Source organism: Sulfuricurvum sp., from assembly GCF_019163035.1.
In the GTDB taxonomy this organism is placed as follows: Bacteria; Campylobacterota; Campylobacteria; order Campylobacterales; family Sulfurimonadaceae; genus Sulfuricurvum.
Genome location: NZ_JAFLKV010000090.1, coordinates 1 through 14,631 on the forward strand (window position 1 = coordinate 1; position 14,631 = coordinate 14,631).

14 protein-coding genes and 1 pseudogene are annotated in these 14,631 nt (G+C 42.6%); 8 read left to right on the forward strand and 7 right to left on the reverse strand.

Annotation, left to right across the window (positions count from 1 at the left end):
- Window positions 1-278, reverse strand: a pseudogene (locus JZU62_RS06635) (CDP-alcohol phosphatidyltransferase family protein); the annotation flags it as partial.
- Between the two features lie 158 nt (window positions 279-436).
- Between JZU62_RS06635 and thrC the strand changes: the two are divergent.
- Window positions 437-1,906 carry a threonine synthase gene (thrC, locus tag JZU62_RS06640; protein WP_295013130.1) on the forward strand — a complete coding sequence of 490 codons (1,470 nt, stop codon included), beginning with the start codon at window positions 437-439 and terminating at the stop codon, window positions 1,904-1,906.
- A gap of 13 nt (window positions 1,907-1,919) precedes the next feature.
- Here the strand turns inward: thrC and ppk2 are convergent, their stop codons facing one another.
- On the reverse strand, window positions 1,920-2,864 hold the full coding sequence (gene ppk2, locus JZU62_RS06645) for a polyphosphate kinase 2 (protein WP_295013132.1): 945 nt from the start codon (window positions 2,862-2,864) through the stop codon (window positions 1,920-1,922).
- Window positions 2,865-2,886: 22 nt separating this feature from the next.
- Complete coding sequence (locus JZU62_RS06650; protein ID WP_295013134.1) at window positions 2,887-4,803, reverse strand: thioredoxin domain-containing protein; 1,917 nt, start codon at window positions 4,801-4,803, stop codon at window positions 2,887-2,889.
- A gap of 140 nt (window positions 4,804-4,943) precedes the next feature.
- Between JZU62_RS06650 and dsbD the strand changes: the two genes are divergently transcribed.
- The 3 genes from dsbD to JZU62_RS06665 are packed head-to-tail and all read left to right on the forward strand — an operon-like array spanning window position 4,944 to window position 7,929.
- Window positions 4,944-6,746: a protein-disulfide reductase DsbD gene (dsbD, locus tag JZU62_RS06655; RefSeq protein ID WP_295013136.1), complete on the forward strand. Its 1,803-nt coding sequence runs from the start codon at window positions 4,944-4,946 to the stop codon at window positions 6,744-6,746.
- 2 nt (window positions 6,747-6,748) lie between these two features.
- Window positions 6,749-7,132 (forward strand): thioredoxin family protein, encoded by a 384-nt coding sequence (locus JZU62_RS06660; protein ID WP_295013138.1) that lies wholly within the window; start codon window positions 6,749-6,751, stop codon window positions 7,130-7,132.
- Window positions 7,133-7,176: 44 nt separating this feature from the next.
- Window positions 7,177-7,929, forward strand: coding sequence for a hypothetical protein (locus tag JZU62_RS06665; RefSeq protein ID WP_295013139.1), 753 nt, complete (start codon window positions 7,177-7,179; stop codon window positions 7,927-7,929).
- A gap of 4 nt (window positions 7,930-7,933) precedes the next feature.
- Here the strand turns inward: JZU62_RS06665 and JZU62_RS06670 are convergent, their stop codons facing one another.
- Genes JZU62_RS06670 through JZU62_RS06680 form a run of 3 tightly spaced genes read right to left on the reverse strand, consistent with a single transcriptional unit; the run spans window position 7,934 to window position 9,859 of the window.
- Complete coding sequence (locus JZU62_RS06670; protein ID WP_295013141.1) at window positions 7,934-8,461, reverse strand: hypothetical protein; 528 nt, start codon at window positions 8,459-8,461, stop codon at window positions 7,934-7,936.
- A complete protein-coding gene (gene lpxB / locus JZU62_RS06675) occupies window positions 8,454-9,503 on the reverse strand; it encodes a lipid-A-disaccharide synthase (protein WP_295013143.1) in 1,050 nt (349 codons plus the stop codon). Before lpxB ends, JZU62_RS06670 begins: the two co-directional genes overlap by 8 nt.
- Window positions 9,500-9,859 (reverse strand): c-type cytochrome, encoded by a 360-nt coding sequence (locus tag JZU62_RS06680; protein ID WP_295013145.1) that lies wholly within the window; start codon window positions 9,857-9,859, stop codon window positions 9,500-9,502. The genes lpxB and JZU62_RS06680 overlap by 4 nt, the downstream gene beginning before the upstream one ends.
- A 62-nt stretch (window positions 9,860-9,921) precedes the next feature.
- Here JZU62_RS06680 and JZU62_RS06685 point away from each other — a divergent pair, with 62 nt between their 5' ends.
- Window positions 9,922-11,139 carry an amidohydrolase family protein gene (locus JZU62_RS06685; protein ID WP_295013146.1) on the forward strand — a complete coding sequence of 406 codons (1,218 nt, stop codon included), beginning with the start codon at window positions 9,922-9,924 and terminating at the stop codon, window positions 11,137-11,139.
- Here the strand turns inward: JZU62_RS06685 and JZU62_RS06690 are convergent.
- Window positions 11,136-11,435: a chorismate mutase gene (locus tag JZU62_RS06690; RefSeq protein ID WP_295013148.1), complete on the reverse strand. Its 300-nt coding sequence runs from the start codon at window positions 11,433-11,435 to the stop codon at window positions 11,136-11,138. The genes JZU62_RS06685 and JZU62_RS06690 overlap by 4 nt on opposite strands.
- 221 nt (window positions 11,436-11,656) lie before the next feature.
- On the opposite strand from JZU62_RS06690, the gene JZU62_RS06695 reads away from it, so the two are divergent.
- From JZU62_RS06695 to JZU62_RS06705, 3 genes are all read left to right on the forward strand, one after another.
- Complete coding sequence (locus JZU62_RS06695; RefSeq protein WP_295013150.1) at window positions 11,657-13,057, forward strand: FAD-dependent oxidoreductase; 1,401 nt, start codon at window positions 11,657-11,659, stop codon at window positions 13,055-13,057.
- An 84-nt stretch (window positions 13,058-13,141) separates the two neighbouring features.
- Complete coding sequence (locus JZU62_RS06700; RefSeq protein WP_295013152.1) at window positions 13,142-13,867, forward strand: sulfur oxidation protein; 726 nt, start codon at window positions 13,142-13,144, stop codon at window positions 13,865-13,867.
- Window positions 13,868-13,878: 11 nt separating this feature from the next.
- Entirely contained in the window at window positions 13,879-14,289 is a 411-nt protein-coding gene (locus JZU62_RS06705) for a hypothetical protein (protein WP_295013154.1), read from the forward strand.
- The last annotated feature ends 342 nt before the right edge of the window (window positions 14,290-14,631 follow it).

The window sequence follows — 14,631 nt, forward strand, 5'->3', positions numbered from 1 at the left end:
TCATTCAGCATCGCCCCCGCGTCGCTTTTCATATCGTGCTCTTTGGCGAGCATCCCATCGATCGCGTTAAGCGCCATTCTCACAAACATCACCGCAGGGATGGAGAGCAGTGTCCACGCCGCACCATGGGTGAGGGAAACAGCACCCCCCGCGATAAAAGAGAGCGCGAGTGCCGCATAAGTGATTTGGTTCGGAGTTGCCTCTAAGCGTGCCAAATTTTGGACTGTAGGACGAAGAAGATTTTGGAATGCAGGTTTGAGATCGTAGATGGTCGCCATATATATTCCGTCTTAAAAGATGGTGTATTCTAGTGTAAAAAAACAAAAACTACCTGAAAAGTGTTTTATTTATCATTGTTTTGAGTTTTGTTGATTCCCTCTAAGGGTTACATGATAGGCTCTTTGTTATAATCACGAAAATTGTATAAAGTGAACCAATGAAATTTATTGAAACACGCGGAAATGACGGAATCCATCCACAACAGGTTACCTTTTCAGAGGCGATTTTAAGTCCCATCGCATCGTTCGGCGGATTGTATGTTCCGAGCGAATTGCCTCATCTTGGAGAAGCGTTCCTCTCTAAGCATTTAAGCTCCAGTTATAAAGAGTTGGCGAAAGATTTACTCACAATGCTTGCCATCGATATTGACTGCTCTGTAATCGATGAAGCCCTCTCCCTCTATGATAAATTCGACGATCCGACCAATCCCGTTCCGGTCGTCAAAGTGCGTGATGATTTGTATGTGAGCGAACTCTATCACGGACCGACCCGCGCGTTCAAAGATATGGCGCTTCAGCCATTCGGTGTGGTTCTTAGCTCTATCGCCCAAAAGCGCGGAGATGAATATCTGATTCTAGCGGCAACGAGCGGTGATACCGGTCCTGCGGCATTAGAAACCTTTAAAAACCGAGCAAATGTTCGTGTTGCGTGTCTCTATCCTGATGGGGGAACGTCGGATGTTCAACGCCTCCAAATGGTGACCGAAGATGCTCAAAATCTCAAAGTGATCGGGATCAAAGGGGATTTCGATGATGCTCAAAGCGCATTGAAAAAGCTTTTGGGTTCTCAAACGTTCAAAGATGCCCTTAAAGCGAAAAATATCTCCCTCTCAGCGGCAAACTCGGTCAACTTCGGCCGGATAATTTTCCAAATTATTTATCACATCCACAGCTACCTAGAACTGGTTCGCCAAAACGTCATTACTATGGGTGAAAAAGTATACCTCGATGTTCCGAGCGGGAATTTCGGAAATGCTCTTGGCGGGTATTACGCGTATAAAATGGGTCTTCCAGTTGAAAAAATCATTATCGCATCCAACGAAAATAATGTCCTCACCCGTTTGATCAATACGGGTCGCTATGATTTGCGCGGCGAGCATGTCGTTGCAACCACATCACCTGCGATGGACATTTTGATCTCTTCCAATGTCGAGCGTATCTTGTTCGATCTCTTCGGTTACGAGCGTACCAAAGAGTTGATGGCGGGTCTCGAAGCGGAACGTTTCTATGCGTTGAGCGATAATGAGACGATGAAACTCCAAAGCTTTTTTGCCGCCGATTATTGTAACGGTGCAGAGGGGAAAGGGTATATCAAAGAGGCGTTTGATACGGGCTATTTGATGGATCCGCATACGGCGACTTGTTTCAAAGCGTACGATTGCTGTGCGACTAAAAAGCTTAAAACGATTGTCTACTCAACAGCAGAGTGGACGAAGTTTTCTCCGACGATTGCAAATGCCCTCACGGGTGAGAAAGATGCGAACGACATTGACGCACTGGAATCGATTAGCAAAACGGCAAAAATGGCGATCCCTGCTATGATCAAAGGGTTGTTTAGCAAACCGATCACGCAAGGCACCGTCATTGAAAAAGAGAATATCGAAGCCGAAATCCTCAAGTTTCTTTAACCCTTTTTAAGGGTTAGCCTTTCCCCCCTGCTTTATCCTCTTTACGAAGCATTCCACTCTCCATCAATTTGATCTCTTCATCACCCCAAATCAAAATCTTTTTCGATGTTTTTAGATCTGGTGGGTTTTTGGAAGGGTATTGCACGCTCGATAAAATATGTTTGATACAGTTGATGCGGGCTTTTTTCTTGTTATCGGAACGGATGATAATCCACGGAGAGGTACCGGTGTGAGAAGCACGGAGCATCGAGAGTTTTGCCCCTGTATATTTGTCCCACATCTCTTGTGATTTAGCATCGACGGGAGAGAGTTTAAACTGTTTTAGAGGATCGGTTTTACGCTCTTTGAACCGTTTGGCTTGCTCTGATTTTGAGACAGAAAAATAGAATTTAAAGAGGATGATTCCAGAGTTGACGAGCATCCGTTCAAACTCGCTGACATGATTTAGAAATTCTTGGTGCTCCTCAGGAGAACAAAATCCCATGACCGGCTCGACACCGCCTCGGTTATACCAGCTACGGTCGAAGAGGACGATCTCGCCCGCACTAGGCAAATGCTCTGCGTAGCGCTGAAAATACCATTGAGTTTTTTCGACATCAGAGGGTTTGTCGAGTGCGACAACACGGGCACCGCGTGGGTTAAGATGTTCGGTAATCCGTTTTATCGTTCCCCCTTTTCCTGCCGCGTCACGCCCCTCAAAAATCATCAGAATTTTTAGCCCTTCGTCTTTTACATGGTTTTGTAGTTTAAGTAGCTCAATTTGAAGTGCTTTTAACTCTTCTTCGTATTCTAAAACCGATTGTTTGACCCAGACAGGGAGTCTTTCTTCGATTTTACTTTTACTTCGGCGCTCTTTTTTATTCTCTTCTTCTGTTTTACGTCGGTCATCGTGTACGACATCATCAATTTTTTCAGCTTCTACAATTTCAGCTTTTGCCATTGCACTTTTTGCACCCATATATTCTCCCTTCTTTTTTTGATTATAACGTTGATAAGATTAAATCATCAAGTTTTGTTAACTCTTTTGTTGCCGCAAAGCAAGAGCTTTCTCCACAAACAGTGAATTCTTGAAGTGTTTCGTCATTTTTGAGGAGAACAAACGGGTACATCAGGGGGGCGGTTATTTTTGATAGATTTGCTGAGTTGCTTTTGACCAGTCGTTGATTTTTCAGATGGCGGATTACTTCAGCGGTGAGGATAGGGTAATAGATCGGTGTTTTCATCAGTTTGAGGGAAACGTATTCGAGACTTTTAAAGGCAAAATAGCTGTATTTCGGATCGATGAGGAGTCCGAGACTTTGGAGTGCATTGACCATGACTCCAAGAGCGCTTGGGTAGGTACCATCATCCAGCTCGGCAACGGTCGTAAATTCCCCTCGGCTGAAATACCATTTTCCCTCTTCGTAAAAGAGTTCCAATGCTTTATTGGCATATCGTTGTGCATCGATAAGATAGCGTTCATCAAACGTCGATTGATACCCTTCGATCAATGCGCTGCATAGATAGGTGTAATCCTCTAAAAAGGCATCGATTTTCGGTGTTTTATGGATAAGGGTGGAGTGTTTGAGCTCTCCATTCAAAAATATCGTTTCACTCAATTTTTCGAGGGAACGGATCGCTTGTGTTTGGTAGGTGCGATCTGATTTTCCCAGAACAAATAGTGCTTGAATCATCATTGAATTCCATGCCGTAATCACTTTGCGATCGATAAAGGGGTAGGCTCTGCTTTGACGTAAAACGCTTAATTCACGGCAAAAAGATGCAAACCACTCAGGGCGCTCGTGTGAGGAGAGTCGGATGATGGTATGTCGCTCAAAATTCCCCTCTTTTGTTGCTCCGATGGATTGCGCCATTTCATGTACGTTGGGGATAGATAGAGCTTCGAGTGCTGTGATGATTTCATCGTAGGTGTAGATAAAGTATTTTCCCTCTTCACCCTCGCTATCTGCATCACTGGCGCTGTAAAACAGATCATCTTCCATCATAAAGTTCATCATAAAATCGGCGGTCTCTTTGGCAATTTTGAGGTATCGCTCCTCGCGATATATCATACCTGCAAAGGTATAGAGTTCGCAGAGGAGGGCATTGTCGTAGGTCATTTTCTCAAAATGGGGAACGAGCCATGCCTCATCGGTGCTGTAGCGACAAAATCCGCCATCCACATGATCGTACAATCCCCCCAATGCCATCGAATCGAGCGTATGGGTTATAATCGTTTTGATTTTCTCATCGCTTTGGAGCCTGTCGAGGGTGAGGAGTGTTTTGAGGGTGGAAACATGGGGGAATTTCGGTGATTTGGAAAATCCGCCGTTAATCTCATCATAGTTGTTCTGAGCTTGGAGGATAAATTGGGTAATGATTTTCTCATTCAAAACAGTCGCTTGGACACTCTCATTTTTCGGTCTCATAAATGCAGTGATTTCATCGGCATTTTGGAACAGTTTTTCGTCATTTTGAGCCACTTTTTCGGCGATGATGGCAGTGAGCTCGCTAAACCCCATCATTTGATTTTGATTATGGGGTGGTATATAGGTAGCGGCATAAAAGGGTTTGTTCTGCGGGGTAGCGAAAATAGAGAGTGGCCATCCGCCGCTTCGTCGGTTGAGGAGATTATGGAGCTCTTGGTAGTGTTTGTCGATGTCGGGGCGCTCTTCGCGATCCACTTTGATACAGACGAAGTGTTGATTGACGAATTCGGAAATCTCTGGATTTTCAAATACCTCATGCTCCATCACATGACACCAATGGCAGCTGCTGTACCCGATAGAGATAAAGATCGCTTTGTGCTCTGTTCGAGCTTTATCAAACGCTTCATCGCACCATGGGAACCACTCTAACGGGTTATTTTTGTGTTGTTGCAGATAAGGTGAATCTTCAAGGGCGAGACGGTTGGACATAAAAGGCTCCGTATAAAGTTGCGGGTAGTGTAGCATTTACGGCTATGTCTAAGCTGAAAAATAATAACAATGTTTCTCACTGAGTTTCATAACAGTTAATTGTGATAAAATGGAGATGATTTTTTAAGAAGGTTAAAAATATGCGTATACTATTGTTTTTACTTATTTCATTAAATATTTGGGCAGTTGGATTTCTGCAACCCGATGAGGCGTTCAAGCCCTCTGCCAAAATGGTTGATTTCAAAACTATCGGTGTAGAGATGATTATGGGCGATCAGATTCATATTTATGCCGATAAGCTCAAAGTAGAAGATGCGGATAAAAAAGATGGGATTGATTTTAAATCGGTCACGATGGTTGAAGCTATTGAGCTTGACGGGGAGAGGGTGTATGAATCCTCACCGGCTATCCGTATCGCGTTGTTAAAAACCAAAGAGTTGAGTGGCGAAAAAAAGGTGAAAATCAAACTCTCCTTTCAAGGGTGCTCATCAGCGGGATTGTGTTATGAACCGATGGAAAAAACGTTGGAAGTGACGTTGGACGCATCAAAAGTTCCGATGAGTGAATCTTCTATCCTAAAAGCCCCTGCAGTGGAGACCAAAGCCATCGATGTTGCCCCGATTCCTACACCTAAAGCAGAGGTTAAAGAGTCCGAAACAGACCAAATCGCAGGAGTGATCAAAGGGGGGAGCCTTTGGTTTATTATCCTGAGTTTCTTCGGATTCGGTCTGTTATTGGCGCTCACTCCGTGTGTCTTCCCGATGATTCCGATTATCTCTTCGGTTATCCTTGCCCAAGGTAAAGGGATGGGGACTAGACGAGCTTTTTTACTCTCTCTTGTCTATGTATTGTCTATGGCAGTGGCGTATACAATTGCAGGTGTTTTAGCGGGTCTATTTGGGGCAAATCTCCAAGCCGCTTTTCAAACACCGTGGATTATTACCGCGTTTGCTCTTATCTTTGTCCTCTTATCACTATCGATGTTCGATCTGTATGAACTCCAAATTCCTAACTTTATCCAATCACGTCTGAGCAAGCTGGGCTCTCAGCGCGGAGGGGTAATCGGGATCGCTATCATGGGATTTTTGTCGGCACTGATCGTTGGACCGTGTGTTGCCGCACCGTTGGCGGGAGCACTCATTTATATTGGGCAAACAGGTGATGCACTGCTCGGTGGTGTGGCTCTCTTTTCTCTCTCTATCGGTATGGGCATCCCACTATTGATTGTGGGGACAACATCAGGTCGCTTTATGCCGAAACCGGGAATGTGGATGGATGTCATCAAAGCGGTATTCGGGGTCATGTTGCTTGGTATTGCGATATGGATGATGGGGCGTGTGTTGGATGAAAATGCAACTTTACTGTTATGGGGTGGTTTAGCGGTATTTGTAGCGATCAATATGAACGCCTTGGAGCCATTAGGAGCTCATCCGTCATGGAGTTCTCGTGCAAATGTCAAAGCTCTCGGATTTATGATTTTATTGTATGGAATTAGCCTCTTGGTCGGAGGTATGGCTGGGGCTAAAAATATTTTACATCCGCTTGATCCATTTATTGCCCAAGCACAAGCTGCGACAATTTCGGTAAAAGAGCATAAAAAATTTGAAAAGATCACCTCTATCGAAGAGTTAAATGCTATTTTGGCAGAAAATAAAGGGAAACGTGTGATGGTCGATTTTTATGCCGATTGGTGCACCGCATGTAAAGAACTCGAAGCAAAAACCTTTAGCGATGAGAGTGTTAAAACCGCGATGGACAGCTTTGTTTTGGTACAGGTTAACCTCACTGCCAACGATGAAGCGGCACGTGCGATCAGCAGCAAATTTGGAATTTTCGGTCCTCCGGCAATATTGTTTTTCGATGAAAACGGAACACGCCAAAAAGATGCTGACATCATAGGGTTCAAAGAGCCGCAAGAATTTATTAAACACTTAGGACAATAATTATGGGAAAAATAATCTTAGCACTTTCACTGATGGCAAGTTTCGCCTATGCTGAACTCAAATGGGCTTCGTCGTATGAGGCGGCATTGACTCAAGCGAAAAAAGAGAAGAAAAAAGTTATGCTGATGCTCTCAAGGGAAAATTGTCCTGCGTGTGAGTATATGAGTGACATCGTTTTTGAAGAAAATGCAGTTATTAATGAGGTACATAAAAACTTCATCCCTGTTCATATCGATATTCATAACGATTTTATCCCTGAGGGGCTAGGGTATATGGGGACTCCAACATTTCATTTTTTAGATGCGAACGGTAAAAAGATCGGTCGGTATGACGGTGCGGCAAATATCCCTTCGTTTATCGGGATATTGGGAAAATATAAAAAGTAAAGTTTGGGTGTTTATAGGTGCGATGTAATTGTGTCATCTTGATAATGTTCACGACGGCATTGAGTGGTGCGGATAATACTACCATTTCCCTTTGCGATAAGTCGCTTCCCACGTGGGCTTACCATCAGAATGAATGCAATAAAAAAACAGTACAGTTCTCTAAAAATGCCCCTTTATCTGGGGTCGGTGGTACTATTTTACAGTATGATTTGAAAAAAAATACGACTACCGACACGGTATCCATGGGTGCCCAATATTCATTTGAGCAGTTTTCAGCAAAGATTCAAGGCGCTTACATAAAAGACCGATCCGAGAATACCCCTCCGGTAGGCAAAACAAATCTTTTGGTTCAGTATCGTCAAAAACTATGGGATTCTCTCTCTTTAAATGCTTCAGAAAATGTGACGATACCTCTCAATACGGCTAATGAGCAAACTGACCCACTGAAATATACAAGTATGCTTAAAGCGCTTTATCCCGTGAATGATGCTTATAATGTTTTTGCGGAGGGGAGTTATACATTGCTGGATACCCCTGCGTCGGAGGGTACACTGTACCGAAACCCTTACAGTTATACGACGGGGATTAACTATAGCGATGGTACAGATACGGCGATTAATGCGTCCTACATGTTAATTCAGGGTGCTGATCCTACACTAGGAGCCAACAAAAAAATCAAATTGGCACATAAACATAAAATCAATAAAAAAATGAAAACATCACTCAGTGTCACGAAAAGTTTAGAGACGGAACAACCGGACAATAAGGCATTGTTTGATGTGATCTATGCCTTTTAGAGGGTTATTTATTCTCTACTAATTTGTCCAAAATATAGAGCTGCATATTTTTGTGAGGGATTTCTTTTTCTAATGCTTCCGAATAAATTTTTGCAACCTCTTTGGCATGAAGATCATAATCGAAGTGGGGAAAATGATTTTCCCAACCATTTTTGATAATTTTCAAAGCAACCGTATCGATGAGGTACTCTTTATAAATAGCGTACGTTGCGAAAAACATTCCCGTAAACAAGATTGCCATAACGATGAGCAGATGGCAGTCTATTTTTGCCAAGAAGGGGTGAAATGCAACCGATACAGGGAGGATAAAGAGGTGCCAAAGTCCGATAAATACGAGGTAGCTTCGTCCGATACTGAGGCGAAATCCCGGTATTTTTCCCTCCAGTTTCAATCCCTCTTGATACATTTTATTGGTTTTAAGCAGATCACGAAAAAGCATTGGCCCATCACCTAACGTAAAGACGTATGGGATGATTTTTTCATCGGTAAATGTGCGACTAGAGGTTTTGATCCATGAAAAAATTCTAAGCATTAGTATCCTTGATAATCTGGCTAACACGTACGGAACTGCCATGTTTTAAGAGGTCACGCAATCGTGCAGCATCGTTGAAAAATGCGATGGTGTCCATTTGTTGATACGTATTATACAGATTTTGAGCCGTAACTTCCTTTTGGATGAGCTCAGGATGAAGTGATTTTCCGTACGCTTGGGAAAATAAAATATTGCCTAACCCGAGATAATCAAGCTTTACCAGCCTCGAAGCGATGGCATAATCGAGTGGCTTGGCGATATAAGCGAGGATAAACGGGATACCGATTAAAGAGGCTTCGAGCGTTGCCGTACCGCTACAGATAAAGGCGAAATCTGAATCAGCTAGGCTTTGATGAGCCTCATGGGTAATCTCGAATGTTGATATATCCCCGTAGAGTTCTTGTATCTCTTCATCACTAAAATGGGGAGGGATGACAATGAGGGCACGTGAACTAAGCATAGGACGCAGTTCCCGGAAAACTGGCATAAGTCGTTTGATCTCTCCGGGGCGGCTTCCGGGCATAAAGGTGATTTTTCCGCTGTGGGCGAGGTCTGTTTTCCGGATGGTGATCTCATCTAGGAGAGGGTGCCCGACATATTCGATAGGAGCTTTGGGTGAATAATATGAGGGTTCAAATGGGAGGATAGAACAGAGTTTGGTAATCGTTTTTTCGAGTATAGGGATACGCTTTTTCTTCCATGCCCACGCCTGAGGGAGGATATAGTAGATGATCTCTTTGGCAGGATAGCGTTTTCGGATCGCCTTGGCTAAAGGGAGATTGAACCCTGAAGAGTCGATGAGGAGGACTTTGTCGGCATCATGCGCTAGTTCCACCATCTGATCTTTGAGGCGGAAGAAGAAAGGGAGTTTTGTGAGTGCATCGACAAATCCCATCACCGAGGTGGAGCGCAAATCGACGATACTATCCCCTAGCGCGTTATCAAAAATTCCTGATAAGATTACTTCCTCTCCGAGCTCTTTTACCAAATATTTTAAATGGATGTTTGCCGAATGTTCGAGTGCGCTGACTAATACTTTCATGATCCTCCGTCTCCTCTGATCCCTAAATCAGGTTTGTAGTTGCTTTTGTTTTCGTGATACTCGCTAAAAAAAGTGGTTAATGCATCAATCTCTTTGTCGCTAAGTCCCATCGCAAATGGGATCATAAGCTGAGATTGTTGCGTAGTCGCTAGTTTTAGACGATAGTTTTTTAGTTTGTTCATCAAAAAGGGTTTACGGCGATAGGCAAGGGCAGGGTATTGATTGGTTCCACTCGCTGAAACCCCGTGACAGCCACTGCATCCTTTGGAAAAATAGAGATTTTTACCTTGTTCATACGATGAGGGTTCAGCCATAAGTGCCATAATCGGTAAGATTAAGAGAATGATTTTAGACACTCTAACCCTTTTTAAACGTTACTTAGATTAAAATTGCGTAATTATAGCGAACGGGAGTGATTATGATCATAACGGGGGCAATTATCTGCGATATCAACGGAGAACGTCGCGGCGATGTTCGGATTGAAGAGGGGATCATTACTGAGATCGGAGAAAATCTAAGCGGCGGTGAAATAGTATCCGCCCAGGGGTGTTATCTAATACCAGGGCTTGTCGATACCGACGTGCGTCTTAAAGATGCTCAGCTTAGCCGTACCAACCTCGAAAAGCTTTCCTATCGTGCACTTAACGGTGGAATCACGATGGCGGTATTGGCGAGTGATACGGTGCCTCGTATTGATGATGAGATCACCTTGGAGTTTGTTCAACAGCACCGGTATTCACAAAACGGTGCGACCATTGAATCTTCGGTAAGCGCACTAAATGAGACGGGAGTCTTGAGCAATATCGCAATTATGCTGAAAAAAGGGTGCGTCGCAGTACACACATCTACCATCCACGATTACAATCTCATCAGTCGTATCGCCCAATACGCAAAAATGGCAGATAAAGCCCTTTTCTATAAAGCGGAAGAAAAAAGTTTGATCGAGAGCGGAGTTATGGCGGATGGTGCCATTGCTTCTCAGCTTGGATTGCCGGGGATTCCTCCGATTTCGGAAGTGGTTCATGTCGCATCGATGATCGAGATCGCTCGCTATTTTGGGGTAAAAGTTGTATTTAAAAGCATTAAAGAACCTCGTTCTATCGAGTTGATCAGTGAGGCACGCAAAAACGGTGTCTCGGTTGAGTGTGAAGTATCGATCCACCACCTCTTTAAAAACGATTCAGCATGCTTGGGGTTTGATACCGATGCGAAGATCAATCCTCCACTTGTAAATGAGGAAAAGCGTCTTAAATTGATCGCTGCACTTAAATGTGGCGATATCCATTCCCTTAGCGCATTGCATCAGCCAAACTCCGATATACATAAAGATATTACGTTTTATGATGCTCACGTCGGGACAACGTCCATAGCTGAGTATTTACCGCTATTGTATACCTATCTCATTGCGACCGATTTGATTGATATGTCGAAATTAGTAGAGGTCGCTTCCCGTGCTCCGGCTGCACAGATAGGGGTAGAGGGAGGGAAAATTAAAGTTGGCTCACTTTGTGATTTTATTGTATTTGATCCATCACAAAGTAATCTCGTTCCGCACCACCACAGTCTTTATAAAAACGAGACGTTAAAAGGAAAAGTGGTTATGGCAATCTGTCGAGGCGAAGTGACACGGTTTTAAAGTGACTTCGCATTTCTGAATTCTGAAATTTCCGCTTCAACCATTGCATCGATCATAATAGAATAGAGCTTGGTGAGGAGGTTTGGGGAGACGCCGAACTCCATAGCACGAGTACGGACACGATCCATTACCGCTTCCATTCTCTCATTGGCTTTTATCTCTTCAAGTGAGTGTTTGAAATTGGCGGCTTGTTTGACATAACCGTTTCGAGCAGCGATAAGCTCAACGATTTGATCGTCTAAGTGGTCGATATAGCTGCGAACTTCCGCTAAGGAATGGCACTCTTCAATTTTCATTCAAAATCCCTTTTTTAAACATAACGATATGATATCATACAATACGTTTTCTCTCGTCATATCACATTTATATCACTTAAAATCATATAATAATATCTTATTAGGTTATTTTTTACTTTTTTTACTATTTCTTATATGTATTTAAGATTAACACGATTATTATGTCTTCAGCGACATTTCAAATTTCGCAATGATATTGCATAGAATGAAGGAGAATCATTATGAACATTTCAAGACGTGACCTATTTAAATTTGCCGGTATTAGTGTGGCAGCTGCTGCCGTAACCGGTTGTACAGCCGCAACAGGTGCAGCCCCCGCAGCACAAGGAGCTTCTGGCAAAATGCTAGGTCGTCATCAAGTTGTTATTATTGGTGGTGGATTCGGCGGTTTGACCGTTGCTAAAGAGTTGAAAAAAATCGATCCTAATTTCGATGTTGCAATTATCGAGAAAAATGACAGCTTTATGTCTTGCCCATTTTCTAACTGTAATCTTGGCGGTATCAAGGGTGTAAGTCTTAGTACTTTGACACATGACTATTCTCAAGCGGTAGAGAAAAACGGTTATGGTATGTTGACCGCAGTTGTTACCGGAATTGATCGTGAAAATAAAGTGGTTTATACTTCTAAAGGTGGGGTTGGTTACGATATTTTGGTTCTTGCACCGGGTATTGACTATAACTACAAAGGGCAATTCCCAACATGGTCAGATGCAAAAATCGCAAAAGCACGTCGTGCTGCTCCTGCGGCATTGGTTCCAGGCGGCGAGCACGTAGCATTAGATCGTTTGGTTAAAACTATGGAAGACGGTGATGTTGTTATCACGGTTCCAGCCGGTAAATATCGTTGTCCTCCGGCACCGTTTGAGCGTGCAAGTATGATCGCGAATTACATGAAAAAAGAGGGATTAAGCGGTAAAGTTATTATCCTTAACGAAACAGCTGAGATTGCTAAAGGTGCAGCTTTCAAAGAATCATGGGCTGAAATTAATAAAGGTGCTGTAGTCCACGAAAGTAACTGTAAGATTTCTGATGTTGATTTTGATAAAAAAGAGATAACTTACGTTCAAACTGTATTTAAAGATAAAGACGATACTGAAGGGACGAAAACGACTAAGACTATTAAATACGGTGTTTTCAACTTTATTCCTCACAATATGTCAAATCCGATTATCGAGATGGCAGGTGTTGCAACAACTCCAGACGGATTCAAAAAAGTTAAAATGGCAACCAGCCCTGAAAAACCGGTCTCTTTTCAAACGGCTACGGATAAAGCAGTTTATGCAGTCGGTGACGTTGTTGGACATGCAATTCCACCAAGTGGTCAATCGGCTATCTGGTCGGGCAAAGAGTGTGCTAAAGAGATTGCTCACATTCTTCACGGGAAAAGCTATAGTGTTGCATCAGCACTTCCGTATAAAAGTGCGAATGTATGTTATTCAATGGTTGGAGAAAACCCTGAAGAAGCAATTATGGTTAATCATGAATTTATGGTTGCAGGTCCGGTTATCGGTTCTAAAGGCTCTGTTCCAAAAGATGAGACAACAGGAAAATTCCGTACTACCGGTCTTGCGAAAGCAACACATGATTGGTACAAAGGCGCAATGCGCGACTTGTTTAATTAATACAAGTTATCTTACTCTCCACTCGGAGAGTAAAAGAAAATTCTGCTAAACTAACTACTCAAAATAATTCAGACGGACAATATCATGGATAGAAGAAATTTTTTAAAGGTCGTTGCCGGAGCAACGGTTATTGCGGTTAGCCCCTCATTGATTCGAGGGAATCTGTATGCGGCGGATGGTACATTGTTTAATGCGTACGAAAAAGCGCAATTAGTGGATGCGGTAGGAAAACCGATCAAGGCTTCACAGCTTGCAAAAGAGGTAACCTATATTTTCAATTATCCGTATGCGTCAACCCCGTGTATGTTGATCAACCTTCCGAAAGCAACAGGAAAAGATGTTGAACTTTCCTCTGAAAACGGTGAAAAATATATGTGGAAAAGTGGTGTCGGAAAAGATAGAACTATCGTCTCTTATGTGGCGATTTGTACCCATCAAATGACCCATCCGACTCCGAATGACAGTTTTATCACCTATGTCCCTACGGCGAAAAAAACGATGGCGTATGATAAAAGTGGCATTATCGTCTGTTCTTCCCATCTCTCAGCATTTGATGCGGGAGCGGGTGCAAAAGTGCTCGGAGGTGCGGCTACACAACCACTTAATGCTGTTGTTCTCGAACATGCGGCAGATGATACCCTTTGGGCTGTCGGCATTTTAGGCTCGGATAAATTTCAGGATTATTTCAAAAGTTTTCGTCCTGAATTAAAAGAGTTCTACAATGGACCGGTAGAAGCCAAAAAATTGGTTTCTATATCGGCTAAAACGGTTAAGCTCACCGAATATTCCAAAGAAATTATCCAATACTAAAAGGGGTTGTTATGAAAAAAAGTTTTACATTATTGGCTCTTTCATTTTTAATGGCAGGATCGCTTAATGCAGCTGGGAAAGACCATCGAAGTATGCTGATGAAAGATATGCGTACGATGTTGGATGCTATGGAGGATATCCAACGAGGTGGCTTATACAGCTCAACAGAAGATATGAAAACAGGGATTAAAAAGCTTCAAGGTACCCTTAAAACACTTGAAAGCGAAGAGATTAAATTTATCCTCCCAAAAGATCAGGTGTATGCGTATAAATTTGCTCAAAAAACAGCACAAATGCTCCGTCTTTATTCGGATGATATGATTGTTTCTATCGAAGCGGGACGGATGGATGAAGCTTTGGACGATTATAGCCAACTCCTCAAACAATGTACCTCTTGTCATATTCGTATCCGTAACTGGTAATCTTCTCTCTATTCCCGTTTTCGGGAATAAAAACTTTTTTTAACATTCCTTTTTATTATCCAATCATTTATATTTATAATATAGTAAACTGCTAAAATGACCTTATTGAGGCGTTTGACGCTTTTTATCACATTTTTGTCTCACACTCTTACAAATTTGTTTATTTATTATAAAAAAGAATATGAAAGAAGAAATGTTTAAGAATTAATTGTTATGATTACCACATGATTCGGAATAAGTTAATCTTATTTTGAACGGTTTTTTTTGAGGAGAATGAATGAAATTAGGAAAACTTAGTTTAGTCGCTGTAATGGCTTTGGGAACAAGTGCGTTCGCGATTGA